Genomic DNA, 17,147 nt, shown 5'->3' with positions numbered 1-17,147 from the left:
GGTCAGCCCTGCTCCGCTTCGATCAGGATCTCGATGCGACGGTTGGCGTCCGCGAGCGGATCATCCGGCACCTGAAGGCGCCGATCTGCAAAGCCGGAGACCTGCTCGACACGATCCTCATTCAGACCGCCGCGGACCAGCATGAAATAGGCGCTGTGGGCACGGGCCATTGAAAGCCGCCAGTTGTCATTCTCGGTGCCGCGGAACGGACGGGCGTCCGTATGGCCGCGGATCACGATCCGGCCAGGCTTTGCCTGCAGGATCTGGCCGAGTTTCTCCATGGCAATCACGAGTTCGCGGCGCGGCACCGCCGAGCCGACATTGAACATGGCAGCATCGCTTTGATCGCTGATCGTGACCAGCAAGCCACCTTCCGTCGGCGTGACGAGGAGCCCCTCGGCCAGCTTGCCGGCTGCACCGCCGATGGCATTCTCGATTTCCGCCTTGAGGTTGTCCGCGGCCGCAAGCTGAACCTCGAGCTGAGCCTCGGCGGTTTCCGGCTTCTCAGCAACATCCTCGAGCGGCTGTTCGGTCTGGCCGAGCTCCGACGCTTCTGACTCGGCAGGCTTGTCAGCGGTCATCGCTTCTGTTGGCGTGGCGGACGGATCCGGCCTCTGACCAGGCACCACGAGGGCGATCTGTTGCTCTGGCTCAGTCGAAGGTTCAGACGCGTCGGGGTCCGCAGGTGGTGCGGTCTGTGCCTGCTCGGCCGGCGTCTGCGCGTCCGTCGGATCGCCCGGCGGACCGACGGCGGTCTGAACCTGCTGCGTCCAGAAATCCGGATCGAAGGGATCGCGATAGGCCTCGCCGCCCTGAGCGCCGGTAGACGGGCCGGAGTCGGCTGCGCCGCCTTCGCCCTTGGCGCTGACATTGGCCTGCTGACCGACTTCCTGGGCAATTTCAGCCAGGACCGAATAGGGATTTTCGAAGAAGTCTGCTTCCGAATAATTGGCTTCGTCACCCGACGACGCCGTCTGGTCATCCCCGGTTGCGGCGGCGGAACCGACCTTATCCTCGTCTTCGTCGACCTGGGAGCGTTCCTTCTTCTCTTCGCCCTCACTCGTCTCGACGGGTTTCTCCAGCCCCTTTTCAGTGGGCTTCTCGTCGGCTAGCTGGATCGGATTGAAGTAGCTCGCAACAGAGGCCTTGGTTTCCTCGTTGGCGGCGTTGACCAGCCACATGACGAGGAAGAAGGCCATCATGGCGGTCATGAAGTCGGCATAGGCGATCTTCCAGGCGCCACCATGGGCACCGTCGTGGTCACCCTTGTGGCGTTTGACGATGATGATTTCGTTCTTGCCGTGGTGATGATTGTCTTCGCTCATGCCAGCACTTTCTTCAGGCTCGCCGTAAAGGCCGAGATGCGGGTGACGAGCGCGGCATCGCCGAATTCAGCCGAGAGATCGAGGTCCGGATCCTCGACATGGCGTAGGAAACTTGTCTGCTCCGGCATCTCCGACTGCAGTTTTTCAAACAGAAGACGAGGTCCTTTGACCTCGATCGTGCCTGCCTCGCCCGCAGTTATGGCTGCCTTCAAGAGATCGGCCAGATCTTTCACGGCCTTTTCGGCAAGTGCCTCGCCAATCACCGGAGCGAGCGCAATCGCCGCCTGCTCGCTCACCGCAAGTGACAGCCTCTCGATCACGTCGGGCAGCTTCGTCGCGAGCAGGTCTGCAAATTCGTCACGCAGTTTCTGGTCACGCTCGGCCAGCGCCTGGGCGTGGGCGATCTCCATCGCCTGGCGGTCGACCTCGAAACGTTCCGCAGCGGCCTTCTCTCCGGCTTCATGGCCCTCGGCATAGGCCTCGCGCTTGATGCCCTCGACGTCAACAGCCTCGGGTTCGGGAAGCGCTGGAAAGTCCATGTCGAAGGCATCCACCGTCGGCATGTCGAATGCCGGCGCCGGAGGCGCAGGCGGCGCGACAGACGTCGAGAAGTCCTTGAGATAGCGGGCCAAAGGCATGCTCATGGGCAATCGCCTCCATCGGCGACAGATTGGACACGGCTGACGTGCGCTTGCAGGAGAAGAAGATCAAACATCAGCATGTCCGTACGCGTTCTCTCATCTTCAAGGATCGATCAAAGCTCATTCGGCACGAGTGGCTCGATGCCACGTGCGCATCCTGAAGCTAAGGGTTCAAACTTGCGCGAAGATGAATGAGGTTTGCTGTCGGCCTGCTTCAGAACGGCACGAAACCGCCGGATGCCTCTGCATCCAGCGGTTCAAGGCTTATCGCTGGAAGAGCGTCAGAAGTTTTTCGGCGCTGCTGTTGGCGATCGAGAGTGCCTGGATGCCAAGCTGCTGCTGGGTCTGCAACGCCTTCAGACGTGTTGATTCCTCGTTCATGTCAGCATCAACAAGACGGCCAATGCCCTTGTCGATCACGTCCATGAGGTTCGAGACGAAGTTGTCCTGCATCTCGATGCGGCTTGTAATCGCGCCGAGTGTGGCGGCGGCATCGGTCAGCTGCTGAATAACGTTGTCGACGACAGCAATCATATCGTCGAGCGCTTCCTTGCTCGTGTTGGTGTCTATCGCGATCTCGTCGCCGCCCGTCGGCCCTCCCATATCGAGAAGGTAATACTCGCGCGCGCCGGTACCGGTGTTGCGCAGTGCATCGGCGTCAATCGACTTGGTGAGAAAGCCGCGAGACGCATCCTCGATGTCAATCAGCACAGATTCCTCTGTCTCGAAGTCCAGGGTCGTGACCTGAACGCTGCCGTCTGCTCCGCGGACGAAGGATGAAACAACCTGCTTTTTGCCGAGCTCCAACGCATTGGTGTTGTAGAGCCAGTTTTCACCCGAGAAGGATGCGGACTGGGCCGAGGAAATCAGCTGGTTTTTCAGCTGCGTCATTTCCTCGTTGATCTTGTTCTTGTCGACGCCCGGCTCGCTGGCGGCAACCAGCTTCGCCTTGATCGTGGACATGACGTCAACGACATTGTCGAGCGCCGTGTAAGCGGTATCAACGGTCGCCGCACCGAGGCCAAGTGCGTCGGAAACTGTCGAGAGCGCAGCGTTGTCGGAGCGCATCGTCGTGGCAATGGACCAATAGCCGGCATTGTCCGCTGCCGTTTCGACCCGGTAACCCGACGAAACACGACGCTGGGTCATCTCCAGATTGGTATCGATCGAACGAAGCGTCTGCAGCGCCGCCATGGCGGCCGCATTGGTCATAATACTGGTCATGCTTGGTGCCCCTAAGCGTTCAGGACTGCGCATCCGGCTGGTCGCCGGCAAGACGGGAGGGCATCATGCAGAACGCGCATAAGCGCGGTCCCCGTCACCGTTAACAAATCGTTAACAGCGGCAGTTAACAAACAGACCGAGGGCATGGCAAGGCAGGAGCCTGTCTTTTGTTCTCCAAACGAAAATGCCAAAAGTTTCGCGCAAGGCTCAAACGAAAATCCGCGCCTCTTGCGAGGCGCGGATTCACACCGGTAACATCCGACACTGTCAGGGCGGGACGAAGTCGCCCCTAGCCAGAGCGCCGCTTACTGACGGAAGAGTGTCAGGATGCTTTCGGAAGAGGTGTTGGCGATCGAGAGCGACTGGATTGCCAGCTGCTGCTGGGTCTGCAGTGCCTTCAGGCGGGTCGATTCCTCGTTCATGTCAGCATCGACGAGGCGGCCGATACCGCTGTCGATCGAGTCGGTCAGAGCCGCAATGAAGTCTTCCTGCATGCCGATGCGCATGGAGATGGAGCCGAGAGCGGCTGCCGCGCTGGTCATTGCCTGGAGCGCATCTTCAACAAGTACCAGCGCTTCCTGCATGTTGGTTTGGACATCAGGATCCACGTACAAAGTGATATTGAGGGTGTCGACAGACTGAGCAGTGGCGTTGGTAAAGGTTCCTTCGGTGCCCAAGATACCGGAGGCGTAGTCAATCGCTCCGGCATTATCACCACCGAACAGCACCGTCATTTCGCCAGTGGTTTCACCGTCGAGGCTATAAGGCGTGGTCGAGACAGAGACCTGTCCGTTGGAGTCGCGGATGAAGCCGGATACGACGGTCACTTCCACGGCACCGGCATTGCTGTCCGGGCCGCCTGCGACCCAGTTCTGACCACTGAAGCTTGCGGATTCGGCGATCGACCGAAGCTGCTCTTTCAATTGATCGATTTCTTCCTGAATCTTGTTCTTGTCGACGCCCTGTTCGGTGGCGGCAACAACCTTGGCCTTGATTTCCTTAACGACCTCAACCGCACTTTCCATCGCGGCATAGGCGGTATCAATCTTGGCGGCGCCGAGGCCGAGAGCGTCCTGGACGGCTGAGAGGGCCATGTTGTCAGAGCGCATCGTCGTTGCGATCGACCAATAGGCGGCGTTGTCTGAGGCTCCGCCGACACGCAGACCGGAAGATACGCGTGCCTGGGTGTCCTGCATGCTTGAATCGAGCGTGCGGAGTGTTTGAAGTGCAGCCATGGCTGCGTTGTTCGTCAAAATGCTGGTCACGGTCGTGTCCCTTAAATGGCTAGATTTGGGGACATCCCGGTCTTTCCGGGAACGATGAAGCGGCCTAATGCCCTTAACCAGTTCTTCGTCTTGGTTAACTCATCGTTACATGACCCCATGTAACGGGCTTATGGTTAACGCATGGTTAAAGAGATCTAATAATATCGTTAAAACGCAAAAAGCCGCCCCGGAGGGCGGCTTCGATTTTCAAACTCTTCAATCTTAACGGAAGAGCGAGAGGATGACTTCCGAAGAAGAGTTGGCGATCGAGAGCGACTGGACGGCCAGCTGCTGCTGGGTCTGCAGCGCCTTGAGGCGGGTCGATTCTTCGTTCATGTCGGCGTCGACGAGACGGCCGATGCCAGATTCAAGCGAGTCGGACAGGTCGCTAACGAAGTCTTCCTGGAGATCGATACGCATGGAGATCGAACCGAGCTCGGCGGCAGCGCTGGTCATCGACGTCAGCGCGTTTTCAACGAGCGTCAATGCATCCGCCATCTGAGTTGCGACCGTCAGCGGATCGGTGAACGTGTTGATATCAAGCGTGTATACGGATTCCGTCACTGTACCGGTGCCGACGGTACCAAGGATACCCGAGGCGTCAGGTACGCCAGTGGTCGCATCGATAGATCCGAAAAGCGTATTGCCGGTCGCGGTATTGTCCAAGGCATAGTTTGTAACCTTGACCGAGACGCCCGTGTTGTCACGCACAAAGCCAGATACAACGTTCATATCGGGATTTGTGCCGGGAGTGTCCGCACCCAGCGTCGATTCTCCAACCAGCCAGTTCTCTCCGGAGAACGATGCCGACTGAGCGATCGCAAGAAGCTGATCCTGCAACTGGTCGATTTCTTCTTGGACTTTTTTCTTGTCCACGCCTTCTTCAGTCGCCGTAACAAGTTTCGCTTTGATTTCCTTCACGACGTCGATCGCGGATTCCATACCTGCGTAGGCGGTATCGACTTTGGAAGCGCCGAGGCCGAGAGCGTCAGAGACAGCCGACAGGGCCATGTTGTCGGAGCGCATGGTGGTGGCGATCGACCAATAGGCAGCGTTGTCGGAGGCTTCGCCGACGCGCATGCCGGAGGAGACGCGGGCCTGGGTGTCTTCCATGCTGCTGCCGATCGTGCGCAGCGTCTGGAGTGCCGACATCGCGGCGATATTGGTAAGAATGCTCGTCATAGTAGTGTTGCCCCTTGAATGGCTGACTAAGAAGGGACATTCCGGTCTCACCGGTAACGGCGCACAGCATCATGCCTGCTAACTGGCTGAAATGTATAAGTTAGCTCGCCGCTTCGATAGGCTTAGATAAAACCATCAAGGTTAATGAAGGCCTAAACGAAATGACAGAATGGCGGATTTTGGATTTTTTTTGCAACCTTCGCGCGTACGCGCGCGTAGCAGATCATGATTAATAAAACGCAAAGGCCGCGTTCGTTTCCGAACGCGGCCTTCGTGTAGCTTCCGTTCCGGTTCAGCCACCGGAGGGTTAAGCCTTCCCTTCGCACGCCTCTGGTCAGCCACCAAGGCATATCGGCGTCGGGACAGTCTAGCCGGCCCTTAAGGGCCGACTTGATCTTGCGATTAACGGAAGAGCGACAGGATGTTCTGCGAGTCGTTGTTCGCGATCGAGAGCGCCTGGATCGCCAGCTGCTGCTGAGTCTGCAGGGCCTTGAGGCGGGTCGACTCTTCGTTCATGTCAGCGTCCACCAGACGGCCGACGCCCTGCTCGATGGCGTCAGACAGCTTGGATACGAAGCTGTCCTGCAGGTCGATGCGCTTCGAAAGCGAACCGAGCTGGGAACCAGCAGACGTCATTTCCGTCAATGCCGATTCGACTTCCTCGAGTGCAGTAGCGACCTCGGCGTCTGTTGTGGCCGCCGTCATCGCTGCGAGACCGAAGACCTCGTCGAGAATACCGCCACCACCGGTATCGTCCGTCATCAGAACGTTGGTTGCGGACAGCGTGTAGCTGGACGTCGTAACTTCAGTCGTACCGTCATTTGCGCGAACAAAGCCCGTTACAACGGTCTTAGCAGTAACCCCCGTGAGATCGTTCATGAGCCAGTTTTCGCCATTGAACGACGAGGACTGAGCAATCGAGACCAGCTGGTCGCGGAGCTGCGTGATTTCTTCCTGCACCTTCGCACGATCGACACCTTGCTCAGTCGCTGCAACGTACTTCGCCTTGATTTCCTTGACGACGTCGATTGCGGCATCCATACCAGCATAGGCCGTATCGACCTTGGCGGCACCTACACCCAAGGCGTCCTGAACAGCCTTCAGGGCCATGTTGTCGGACTTCATGGTCGTCGAGATCGACCAGTACGCAGCGTTGTCGGATGCCTTGGAGACCTTCATGCCGGTCGAGATGGCATTCTGCGTCGATTCCATGCCGGAAGCGATGGAGCGCAGGGTAGAGAGCGCGGACATCGCGCTGGAGTTGGTCAGAATGCTGGCCATAGGATTTGTCCCTTAAAAACGAGATACAAGAGGGGACATACCGGACTATAAAACTTACCGGTCACGGACGTTCGGCATCATGCCTTTTGGTATTTTTTCGTTGCTACCAGACCCGTCGTGCGAGCTCCAAACTCGCAGCCAATCCTTGCCAACTTCTTTACATTTGAAGGTAGTTCAGGGGGCGCTGATGACGTGGTAAACCGCCCGTAAGGGAGCGTGGTGAATCAACCGTAAGCGGGGATGGTTAACTTAAACGAACGACCGGACGAGACTGCCGACGAGCAGGTTCCAGCCGTCGATCAAGACGAAGAACAGGATCTTGAACGGCAGCGAGATCGAGGTGGGCGGCAGCATCATCATACCCATGGCCATGGTGATGGTTGCCACCACCATGTCGATGACGAGGAAGGGCAGGATGATCAGAAAGCCGATCTCGAAGCCGCGTCGGATTTCCGACAGCATAAAGGCCGGTATGAGCACGCGGTAGTCGACCTGGCCGTCCACTATGGTTGCCTGGCCGCGCTCATTGGCAATATCGACGAACAGCGCGAGATCCCTGTCGCGCGTGTTCGCCGTCATGAACGCGCGGAACGGCTCGGCGATGAGGGCGACGGCCTCAGCTTCGGTGATCTGATTGTTGATGAGCGGCTGAACGCCTTCGCGCCAGGAGCGGTCCATGGTCGGGGCCATGACATAGAAGGTCATGAACAGCGCCATGCTGGTCAGGATCATGTTCGACGGCGTGGTGGCAAGCCCCATGCCGGAGCGGAGAATGGAGAAGGCGATCAGGAAACGCGGGAAACTCGTGACCATGATCAGAATGCCGGGTGCGATCGAGAGCACCGTCAGCAGACCGAAGGTACGAATGATCCACGCCGCCACCGACCCATCGATCGGGGTGTTGAAGATATCCGTCGGCAACTGCTGGGCCACAGCCAGTTGCGGCGCCATCATCATGACAGCGACGAGGAAGAGAAACCGAATCATTCGATCACGAGCGTTCTGAACATCACCTTGGATACGCGGCCTTCCGAGCGCAGGTCAACTCGCTCCTGAAGGTCATCCTTGAGATATTGAAAGCCGCGCGGGCCCTCGACCTGTTGCAGTGATACGGTCCGAAGATAGGCCATGATGTCCTGGTGAACCGCTTCGGCGATCTGGACATCCGGCGGGCCGTTGAACATCAGCGCGACCTCGAGTCGAATCCAGTTTTCCGACGGGTATGCGAGGTTTGTGGTGATCGGCTCAAGAGCGACCACGCCGTTCGCCTCCGTGGAGATGGGAGCAAGCCCCTCCTCGTCCTTCTTGGCATCGCCACCCTTCTCACCGGCCGCCGCTTCAGCGGCCTTGGCTGCGTCCTCGGCCTGCTTCACCTGAGGTGCGAGCATGTTGCCGATCACCCAGCCGCCACCGCCACCGACGACGGTGAGGACCACGAGCGGGATGACGAGTGCCATCAGCCCGGACTTCTTCTTGCCTTGGCCTTCCTGACCGTCTTCCATGTCCCTTGCCTCCCCCGCGTCAGAACGGCGAGTAGATGTCGACGACCTGCTGGCCGATCGGCGGCTGCTGGACCTCGGTCAGGCGGCCACGGCCACCATAGGAGATACGCGCTTCGGCGATCCGGTCATAAGAGATCTCGTTGTCTGCATCGACATCCTGAGGCCGGACGATACCGGCGACGTTCAGGATGCGAAGCTCGTGGTTGACGCGCACTTCCTGCGAACCGCTGATCAGCAGGTTGCCGTTTTCAAGCACACCCGTGACAACCGCTGCAACGAGCAGATTCAAGCGCTCCGAGCGCTCCGTGGAGCCTTTGCCAGACGAACTGGTCGTCGAATCGGTCGAAAGATCTCCGGTAGTCCCCGTCGCCGTAGAGAAGCCGAGGAAGTTGGAAATCTCAGCTCCCCAAGACAGGCCCGTATTGTTGTCACGACTGCGATCGGTTTCGTTGTTGAACGACGCGCGGTCATTGATCTCGATGTTGACAGTCAGGATATCGCCGACGTTCAGGGCACGTGCATCCTTGAATAGCGCAGACTGGCTGTCGCTCCACAGGGAATAGCCGCTCGCGGTCTGGGCCTGCTGCTTCGGGTACATCGCCATCTGCGGGGTCTGGCTGTAACGCAGTCCGGACCCGATCGGGCTCATCGACGGTGCGTTGCCAATCTCCTTGACGGTCTGGCTCTGGCAGCCGGCGAGGAGGAGAACGGCCAGCAGTGCCGGGAAACGCTTCATCATGATGGGTCCTTCGATGTATTGGGGTTGCCGGCGCTCGACATGATCGAAGCGACCTGGGCAGCCTTGGCCGGGCTCATCTCTGTCAGGATGAGACTCGACTGGCGCGGCGGCAGTTTCATGATGATGGCGGCCGCCAGCATGACGTTGGTTTCCTCAAGTTGAGGAGCTGCCGCATCCGGCGCCATTTTCCTGTAGATTTCGACGAGCTGCCCTTCGGCCTGCTTCATGAATTCGTTGCGGCGGGTCAGCCAGTCCTCGTATTCCGCACGGCGCTCTTCGAGGATAGCGATACGGCTGTCCACGTCGGCCTGCAGCTTGTCGAGTTCCTGCTTCTGCAGGAGATAACGCTGGTCGCGTGCTGCATCCGCGATGCCGGTGCAGAACTGGCGGATTTCGGCTTCTGTCGCGCTTCCAAGCGGCTGTTGCTGGCCGACCGCGTTCTGGGCGAAGGCCGGCAAGGTGGCGACGGTCACGACCAGAGCCACGTTGCGTAGCGACTTTGCTGAGGGGCGAAGACAATCGAGATTGATCATTGCAGCACGAGCTCCGCTTGCAGCGCACCGGCGGACTTGATGCCCTGCAGGATGGCGATGACGCCGTCCGGCTTGATGCCGATGCTGTTGAGGCCGCTGACGAGGGTTCTAAGGTCCGGACCATCGACGATTGCGATCTGATCGCCTTCCTGCCGGATCGAGATATCGGTCTGCGGCTGGACGGCCGTCTCACCGCGCGAGAAGGCCTCTGGCTGGATGATCTGCGGTGTCTCCTGCACCTGGACCGTCAGCGTTCCATAGCTCACGGCAACGCGCGAAACACGGACATCGGCGCCGATGACGATCGTACCTGTACGCTCGTTGATGACGACACGGGCCGGCGAATCCGTTGCGACGACCAGGTTTTCGATATCGGCCATCAGGCGTGCAAGGTCTGCCGTGCGGGGTTTCTGGACAACGACTTCCTGGCTGTCGCGCGCCTCGGCGATCGGCGCACCGTAGTTGGCAGCCGCATAGGCGTTGATCGTATCAGCGATGCGAAGCGATGTGGTGAAGTCGGCGTTGCGGAGCTGCAGCACGAGATTGACGCTGTCCTTGAACTTGGACGGCAGTTCGCGCTCGATGATGGCACCCGTCGGCACGCGGCCGGAGGTGGTAATGCCTTGCTGCACGGCTGCTGCATCGCCCTGGGCATTGAAGCCCGATACGACGACAGACCCTTGGGCAACGGCGTAGATCTGCCCGTCGGCGCCGGTCAGCGACGTCATGACCAGGGTGCCACCGCGCAGAGATGTTGCATCACCCAGCGAGCTCACTGTCACGTCGATGCGGCTTCCGGGGCTCGCGAAAGGCGGCAGATTGGCAGTGACCATTACGGCCGCGACGTTCTTGGCGTTCGACTGACCGCCCTGGGTCGAAATGCCGAGGTTCTGGAGCATCGCTCGCATCGACTGGTCGGTAAACGGCGAGGAACGCAGGCTGTCGCCGGTTCCCTGAAGACCGACGACGAGGCCATAACCGATGAGCTGGTTGTCTCGTCCAGACTGGAGCGAGGCGATGTCCTTGATGCGCGAATTGGCGCTCATGGCCGGCTCCATTGGAGCCATGACCAGCGCCAGCGCACAGAGCGCAATCCGCATGGGAGCAATCAATCTCATTTTGCCATCACCTGTACCGTGCCATCCGCCATGACCGTGCCAGACACGATCGAGCCGGAATCGATATTGCGGACCTTGACGACCTCACCCACGGACGCGTCGGTCAGCGGCGTACCGCTCGCGCTGATCAGCATGGTGCCGATCGAAAAGGTCAGACGAACGCTGCTTCCGCGCTTGACTGCGAACGCTTCGCGAAGGCCGTGGACCGGAATGGTCCGACCGGGGAGCAAGGTGCGCTTGGCCACCATGCCGACCACTTCTTCCCTGGTGCGGGCATAGCCTCCAGCCAGATTGGGATTGGTCACGGCAACCACATCGACCTGCTCGGATGCAATGGTTTCGCCGGGATAGATCACCTGCTTGGGGATCACGGCCGTGTTCTGCGCCAGGACACTGCCTGCGCCGAGGCCCATTGCGGCGACAGCGAGAGCCATCGCGCGCAAGGCATATCCGATTTTCCGGCGAAACCTCATGTTTGCCTCCAGTTGTCTTACTTGAGGTTCTTGCTGACGATCTGAGCCATCTCGTCGGCAGTGGTGATGACCTTGGAATTCATCTCGTAGGCGCGCTGAGCCGAGATCATGTCCGTGATCTCCTTCACCGAGTCGACGTTCGAGGCTTCCAGGTAGGACTGCTTGAGGTAGCCAAAGCCCGGATCTTCCGGTGCACCGACGATTGCGGCACCCGAGGCTGCTGTTTCGGCAAACAGGTTGTCGCCAAGCGGCTTCAGGCCGGCTTCATTGACGAAGTTGGCGATCGTCAGCTGTCCGAGGTCTGTGTAGTCGGCATCGTTGCCGATGCGGGCCTGAACCTGGCCGGTACGGCTGATCACTACTTCGCTGGCATCCTGCGGGATCGTGATCTGCGGCGTGACGAGGTAACCGTCGATGGTGACCAGCTGGCCCTCTGCATTCATGTTGAATGCACCGGATCGGCTGTAGAGCGTCGCACCGTCAGGGCTTTCGATCTGGAACCAGCCGCGGCCGATGAGCGCGAGATCCAGTTCGTTGCCGGTCTGGGTGAGCTGGCCCTGCGTGTGAATGTTGCGGACGGCCGCCGTCTGCACGCCAAGACCGATGTTGGCACCTTCCGGCACGATGGCCTGGTTTGCGCGGTTCGGCACGCCCTGGGCGCGCTCCGTCTGATAGAGAAGGTCGGAGAACTCTGCACGCGCGCGCTTGAAGCCCGTCGTGTTGATGTTGGCGATGTTGTTGGCGATGACCTCAAGATTGGTCTGCTGGGCATCCATACCCGTAGCTGCGATGGCAAGCGCTCTCATAGTTCGGTACCCCTGTCAGATCTGCATCTTGGTGATTTCGAGATAGGCGTTGACGATCTTGTCGCGGAACGCGATCGCCGTCTGGAGCGACTGCTCGGCCTGCATGACGGCATCGACCACTTCGCGGGTCGTCGCCTTGCCAAGAATCCCATCGAAGGAGGCCTGTTCAGCCTGCTTCAGGTTGTTGGCTGCGCCCGACGCCACATTGCTCAGCGCTGCCATGAAGGTCTCGCCGGTCATGGTGCCAGGCGTTGTACCTTCGGCCGTCAGGCCCTTGGACGAAAACGAGCTGGACAGTGAATCGAGGCCGCCGATGCCCGACAATGCGCTGGTCTTGGTGATAGATTCGATCATTGCGAGGCCCTCAGGAGCGCGATTGTCTGTGAGAGCATTTCACGAGTCTGCTTGATGGTTTGCAGATTCGCTTCATACGAGCGGTTGGATTCACGCATGTCCGCCATCTCGATCAGAATGTTGACGTTCGGCATCTTGACGATGCCGCGCTCGTCAGCGGCCGGGTTGCCCGGGTCGAATTCGGCGATGAAATCACTCTGATCCACGCCGAGCTTCTTGACCTCGACAGTCTGTGCACCGGTCACGCGATCCAGCTCAGCACCGAAGGTAATCGTCTTGCGGCGATAGGGATCAGCGCCAGGCGTATCGCCCGTGGTGCGCGCATTGGCGATGTTTTCCGATACGATGCGAAGGCGGGTCGACTGGGCTTCAAGCCCGCTTCCCGCAACCCGCAAGGTTGCCATCAAAGGATCAGTCATCAGCGTTTCACCGTCATTAGCATCATGCGATGGAAGGAGGAGACCAGCGAGGTATTGAGCTCGTGGTTGCGTTTGTTTTCACCGGTCTTTCTCAGTTCGTCCGAGAGCGCGACCGTGTTGCCCGATTCCTGGATGCCGATCTCGTTGTTGAGATCTTCGTCCTCGACGGCGATGTTGCGATCGCTGAAGTCGTTGGCAGCCATGTGGCCCGGCTGGGTGACGGCCATGCCCTGCACTGTGCTCGTCCGGTCCAGAACCGCGCTGAAGGGCGTGATATCCTTGGCCAGAAATTTCGGAGTATTGGCGTTGGCGATGTTGGTCGCCACGACCTGCTGGCGCACCGAAAGCCATTCCGACTGTCGGGATGCCAGCTCGAACAACTGGATGGGATTCATGGGCGTTACTCCGTCTTCTACTGATCGGAGCCTAGGCCCTTAATCTTGCGTGGGACTTGCCCGCCCCACGCCTTTTCAATTGTTTTGAACAACCTCGCCGGTCGACGTGACAATGACCCATTTTCCGTCACGCTGCTCGAGCGTGGCGACACGGCTGTTGTCCGGCAGGATCGACCCGACACGCACGAGAAACATGCCCGACTTGTCTTCGATCAGCGCACGACCATTGGCGACATGCAGGAGACGGAAGCCGCTTTTGCCGGGAAATGGCTGCGTGCTTGGCACATCGAGAGCTTCCGGCTGTTCCCGTCCCAAGGTCGGGACAGTCGCAGTGACGATCTGGTCGACCGCCTCTACTTCGCCCTCATCATCATTTTCGTCATCACGATCAACGAGTGCAAGCGGGGACACACTGAACACCTCGCGTCCCGGGCCCTCGGGCAGATCACGCGTGCTGGTCCAATCGGCAACGCGGATGCCGAACTTCTCCTCGTTGAAGAAGACGTACCAGGGGAAGAGGGCGGCACTGCATGCAAGCGCAATGCCGGTGAAGGCCAGAACACGGTCGATGGTCGGAATGCGGCGCTTCGCCAGGACCGGTCGGAGCGGAGCCACGGGCTCGTCAGCATCGAAATCGGTCATGGTCATCCCCTTTGTCTCATACCCTGCCCGCCGGCAGCCGCCTTGAGGGCATTGGCCAGATCGGTATAGGCATCAAGTGCCGGTTTATCGCCCGGCGTCTGCTTCAGAATGTCGTAGATTACCGGCACCTGCTTGATCGCCATGTCGAGATCGGGGTCGGAACCGTTTCGGTAACCGCCGATCAGGCGCAGGTCACGGGTTTCTTCGAAGCGATGAATCAGCGCCTTGAGGCGCGACACCAGCTTCTCCTGCTCAGCCGTCCATGCCTTGCGGGCCAGACGGGAGATAGAGGTCAAGGGATTGATGGGCGGATAACGTCCCTCGTCCGCAAGGGCGCGATCGAGGACGATGTGACCGTCGAGAATGCCGCGCGTCGAGTCGGCGATCGGATCGTTGTGGTTGTCGCCGTCGACGAGGATCGAGATGATCGCAGTGATGGTGCCCGCCCCTTCCGCGCCTGGACCGGCGCGCTCCAATAGGCGCGGCAATTCCGTGAAGACCGAGGCAGGATAACCGCGGGCGATCGGTGGCTCGCCGGCGGCCGTTGCCACCTCGCGGATCGCGTGGGCGAAACGCGTGACACTGTCGACGATGAAGAGAACGTTCTGACCCTGATCGCGAAAGTGCTCGGCGATGGTAATCGCCGTCAGCGGCGCCATCTTGCGCAACATCGGGCTTTCGTCGCTGGTCGCGACCACAGCTATCGATTTCGCCATGTTGTCGCCAAGCGTGTCCTCGATGAATTCGCGCACTTCGCGACCACGTTCACCGACCAAGGCGATCACGACCTTGTCGAAGGCATCGGCACGGGCGAGCATGGACAGAAGTGTCGACTTGCCGACGCCCGAGCCGGCGAAGATGCCGAGACGCTGACCCAGGCAAAGGGGCGAGAAGATGTCGATTGCACGAACACCGGTCTTGAAGCCGCTTTCAACACGCCGCCGTGTCATCGATGGAGGAGCAGTCGTCGAGATCGGACGCCTTTCGGGTCCCGGCGCCAGCGCCGGGCCGTTATCGATCGGATCGCCCAGCGCGTTGATGGTGCGGCCACACCAGCTGTCATCGGGTGCAATGCGGAAAGCACCCTTGCGGATCACGACATCGTGGATACCGATGGGTTCGCCGGATTCGATCGGGCAGACGTAACAGACATCCGGCTCGACACGCACCACCTCGCCGAGATGCACACCGGTGGACGAACGGTGCGCGACGAATTCACCGAGGCGGACATGGCGCGAGAGGCCAGTTACCGTGTAATGCCCGGCAGCGATGGTGCGAACATGGCCGCCCTGGGTTACGGAATTGGTTGGCCGGGAATAACGCTGCGCCAGCGCCGCCAGTTGTCCGAGCTTGGGTGACAGCGGAAATTCGTCGGATGTTGGCGCGCTCATGATAATCCGATCTCAGGCTCAGTTGCCGCTGCCGAGGACCTTGATCGCCTCGCTCATGGTATTCTCGCTCGAGCTGATCAGGGCGCTAATGGCTTCAAAGGCGCGATTGATCTGGATGAGCTGGGTCATCTCGCCGATGCCGTTGACGTTGGAGTTTTCGACATAGCCCTGAAGAATCGAGATTTCCGGGTTGTCGACGACCGGCTGCGGGTTGTCGACGGTGGTCACGCCGCTGTTCTCAAATCGGAGGAAGCCGTTGCGCACGTCCGCGGTGAAGACCCCGAGTGTGGCAACCTGGCGACCGTCCTGCATGATCTGACCACTCGCACCGACTTCCGGCGGGCCGCCGGCGCGGTTGAGCTGGATCGGCGCGCCGCCTGCATCGAGAACCGGGTAGCCGCGGGTCGAAACCAGTTCGCCGGTGTCGGTCATGGTGAACCGGCCATCGCGTGTCAGCACCTGGCCGACCGGTGTGTCGATCGCAAACCAGGCGTCGCCCTTGATCGCGAAGTCCAGCACGTTGCCGGTCTCGTGCAATTCACCGCTCTTGGTCGATAGGTAGTCGTTGCCTTGGCTCACAAATGCGACTTTCGCATTGAGCTCGTTGCCAGTACGGCTCAGCATCTCGTCGAACTTCACATCCGTCGAGCGAAAGCCCACCGTGTTCACATTGGCCATGTTGTCGGCGACGGTGGTGAGACGACGCTCGAGAGCCATCTGCGACGACAGGGACACATAGATACCGGATTGCATCGCTTTGCCTCCGCGAGTGAATAATATCAGTAAATCATTATTTAACGCAGGATAGCCTACGCTCCATTCCACTCTTCTTGCGGCAAAAGGCTTGCGCGAAACTGTCGGGCGGACACCCTCGCTTGCCCGCCCACGCGCAGCCCAAAATTGGCGTTGTGATTCAGCCTCACGCAAGGCAGGGGCTCTATCGCTTACGGTGAATAGTAACGTTCGGGTGCGGGCAAAATGAACATTATCGTCGGTTTCATCATTACACTGGGCTGCGTCCTCGGCGGCTTCATGGCCATGGGCGGGCACCTGGACGTCCTGTTCCAGCCGTTCGAGCTCGTCATCATCGGTGGCGCGGGTATCGGTGGCTTCATCATGGCCAACCCGATGAAGGTCATTAAGGACACCGGCAAGGCACTTGGCGAAGCGTTCAAGCAGACGGTTCCGAAGGAGCGCGACTATCTCGACGTGCTCGGCGTGCTTTATTCCCTGATGCGCGATCTTCGCACCAAGTCGCGCAACGAAATCGAAGCGCATATCGACAATCCTGACGAATCCTCGATCTTCACGGCGGCCCCGAACCTGCTGAAGAACAAGGAACTGACGGCGTTCATCTGTGACTATGTGCGCCTGATCATCATCGGCAATGCCCGAAGCCATGAGATCGAAGCGCTGATGGACGAGGAAATCGAGACCATCCACTACGACAAGATGAAACCGTATCATGCCATGACCGCCATGGGCGACAGCTTCCCGGCGATCGGTATCGTCGCCGCGGTTCTCGGCGTCATCAAGGCCATGGCCGCTATCAACGAGTCTCCCGAAGTCCTCGGCGGGCTCATCGGCGCGGCGCTCGTCGGTACCATGCTCGGCATCTTCCTGTCCTATTGCCTCTGCAACCCGATCATCACGCAGATCAAGATGGTTCGCACCAAGCAGCATCGCCTCTACATCATCGTGAAGCAGACGCTGCTCGCCTACATGAACGGCTCGGTACCGCAGGTGGCACTCGAATACGGCCGCAAGACAATTTCCTCCTATGAGCGTCCGTCGATCGACGCCGTCGAGCAGGAAATGATGAATCCGGGTGGCGGCGGTGAAAGCAAGGCAGCTTGA

The 17,147-nt window shown here is 59.6% G+C and carries 20 protein-coding genes; 1 reads left to right on the top strand and 19 read right to left on the bottom strand.

What is annotated here, in order from left to right:
- Positions 1-2: 2 nt before the first annotated feature.
- The 19 genes from BW978_RS03220 to flgF all read right to left on the bottom strand — a co-directional run bounded on the left by BW978_RS03220 (position 3) and on the right by flgF (position 16,043).
- Entirely contained in the window at positions 3-1,325 is a 1,323-nt protein-coding gene (locus BW978_RS03220) for a MotB family protein (RefSeq protein WP_076392140.1), read from the bottom strand.
- The gene (locus tag BW978_RS03215; protein WP_076392138.1) at positions 1,322-1,969 is read right to left on the bottom strand and encodes a GTPase; all 648 of its coding nucleotides are present in this window, start codon (positions 1,967-1,969) and stop codon (positions 1,322-1,324) included. Before BW978_RS03215 ends, BW978_RS03220 begins: the two co-directional genes overlap by 4 nt.
- A 261-nt stretch (positions 1,970-2,230) precedes the next feature.
- Positions 2,231-3,190: a flagellin N-terminal helical domain-containing protein gene (locus tag BW978_RS03210; protein ID WP_076392136.1), complete on the bottom strand. Its 960-nt coding sequence runs from the start codon at positions 3,188-3,190 to the stop codon at positions 2,231-2,233.
- A gap of 305 nt (positions 3,191-3,495) precedes the next feature.
- Complete coding sequence (locus BW978_RS03205; protein ID WP_076392134.1) at positions 3,496-4,455, bottom strand: flagellin N-terminal helical domain-containing protein; 960 nt, start codon at positions 4,453-4,455, stop codon at positions 3,496-3,498.
- Positions 4,456-4,677: 222 nt separating this feature from the next.
- A complete protein-coding gene (locus BW978_RS03200) occupies positions 4,678-5,637 on the bottom strand; it encodes a flagellin N-terminal helical domain-containing protein (protein ID WP_076392132.1) in 960 nt (319 codons plus the stop codon).
- 402 nt (positions 5,638-6,039) lie between these two features.
- Positions 6,040-6,918 (bottom strand): flagellin N-terminal helical domain-containing protein, encoded by an 879-nt coding sequence (locus BW978_RS03195; protein ID WP_076392130.1) that lies wholly within the window; start codon positions 6,916-6,918, stop codon positions 6,040-6,042.
- Positions 6,919-7,167: 249 nt separating this feature from the next.
- The gene (gene fliP / locus BW978_RS03190; RefSeq protein WP_076392128.1) at positions 7,168-7,905 is read right to left on the bottom strand and encodes a flagellar type III secretion system pore protein FliP; all 738 of its coding nucleotides are present in this window, start codon (positions 7,903-7,905) and stop codon (positions 7,168-7,170) included.
- Entirely contained in the window at positions 7,902-8,420 is a 519-nt protein-coding gene (locus BW978_RS03185) for a flagellar basal body-associated FliL family protein (RefSeq protein ID WP_076392126.1), read from the bottom strand. The genes fliP and BW978_RS03185 overlap by 4 nt, the downstream gene beginning before the upstream one ends.
- Before the next feature lie 19 nt (positions 8,421-8,439).
- Positions 8,440-9,159 carry a flagellar basal body L-ring protein FlgH gene (gene flgH, locus BW978_RS03180; RefSeq protein ID WP_076392124.1) on the bottom strand — a complete coding sequence of 240 codons (720 nt, stop codon included), beginning with the start codon at positions 9,157-9,159 and terminating at the stop codon, positions 8,440-8,442.
- Positions 9,156-9,692, bottom strand: coding sequence for a MotE family protein (locus BW978_RS03175; RefSeq protein ID WP_076392122.1), 537 nt, complete (start codon positions 9,690-9,692; stop codon positions 9,156-9,158). The genes flgH and BW978_RS03175 overlap by 4 nt, the downstream gene beginning before the upstream one ends.
- Positions 9,689-10,810 (bottom strand): flagellar basal body P-ring protein FlgI, encoded by a 1,122-nt coding sequence (locus BW978_RS03170; RefSeq protein ID WP_076392120.1) that lies wholly within the window; start codon positions 10,808-10,810, stop codon positions 9,689-9,691. The genes BW978_RS03175 and BW978_RS03170 overlap by 4 nt, the downstream gene beginning before the upstream one ends.
- The gene (flgA, locus tag BW978_RS03165) at positions 10,807-11,244 is read right to left on the bottom strand and encodes a flagellar basal body P-ring formation chaperone FlgA (protein ID WP_139330348.1); all 438 of its coding nucleotides are present in this window, start codon (positions 11,242-11,244) and stop codon (positions 10,807-10,809) included. Before flgA ends, BW978_RS03170 begins: the two co-directional genes overlap by 4 nt.
- Positions 11,245-11,300: 56 nt before the next feature.
- Positions 11,301-12,089, bottom strand: coding sequence for a flagellar basal-body rod protein FlgG (gene flgG, locus BW978_RS03160; protein ID WP_076392116.1), 789 nt, complete (start codon positions 12,087-12,089; stop codon positions 11,301-11,303).
- Positions 12,090-12,104: 15 nt separating this feature from the next.
- Positions 12,105-12,443 carry a flagellar hook-basal body complex protein FliE gene (locus tag BW978_RS03155; protein ID WP_076392114.1) on the bottom strand — a complete coding sequence of 113 codons (339 nt, stop codon included), beginning with the start codon at positions 12,441-12,443 and terminating at the stop codon, positions 12,105-12,107.
- Positions 12,440-12,862, bottom strand: coding sequence for a flagellar basal body rod protein FlgC (flgC, locus tag BW978_RS03150; protein ID WP_076392112.1), 423 nt, complete (start codon positions 12,860-12,862; stop codon positions 12,440-12,442). The genes BW978_RS03155 and flgC overlap by 4 nt, the downstream gene beginning before the upstream one ends.
- Entirely contained in the window at positions 12,862-13,257 is a 396-nt protein-coding gene (gene flgB, locus BW978_RS03145; protein WP_054150856.1) for a flagellar basal body rod protein FlgB, read from the bottom strand. Before flgB ends, flgC begins: the two co-directional genes overlap by 1 nt.
- A gap of 75 nt (positions 13,258-13,332) precedes the next feature.
- Positions 13,333-13,899: a flagellar protein gene (locus BW978_RS03140; protein WP_076392110.1), complete on the bottom strand. Its 567-nt coding sequence runs from the start codon at positions 13,897-13,899 to the stop codon at positions 13,333-13,335.
- Between the two features lie 2 nt (positions 13,900-13,901).
- On the bottom strand, positions 13,902-15,290 hold the full coding sequence (gene fliI, locus BW978_RS03135; RefSeq protein ID WP_076392108.1) for a flagellar protein export ATPase FliI: 1,389 nt from the start codon (positions 15,288-15,290) through the stop codon (positions 13,902-13,904).
- A gap of 18 nt (positions 15,291-15,308) precedes the next feature.
- The gene (gene flgF / locus BW978_RS03130; RefSeq protein WP_076392106.1) at positions 15,309-16,043 is read right to left on the bottom strand and encodes a flagellar basal-body rod protein FlgF; all 735 of its coding nucleotides are present in this window, start codon (positions 16,041-16,043) and stop codon (positions 15,309-15,311) included.
- Between the two features lie 225 nt (positions 16,044-16,268).
- Between flgF and motA the strand changes: the two genes are divergently transcribed.
- On the top strand, positions 16,269-17,147 hold the full coding sequence (gene motA / locus BW978_RS03125) for a flagellar motor stator protein MotA (protein ID WP_076392104.1): 879 nt from the start codon (positions 16,269-16,271) through the stop codon (positions 17,145-17,147).

It is taken from the genome of Rhizobium sp. RU33A, assembly GCF_900156055.1.
GTDB lineage: Bacteria > Pseudomonadota > Alphaproteobacteria > Rhizobiales > Rhizobiaceae > Allorhizobium.
This window is presented reverse-complemented; position numbering and strand designations above follow the sequence as displayed.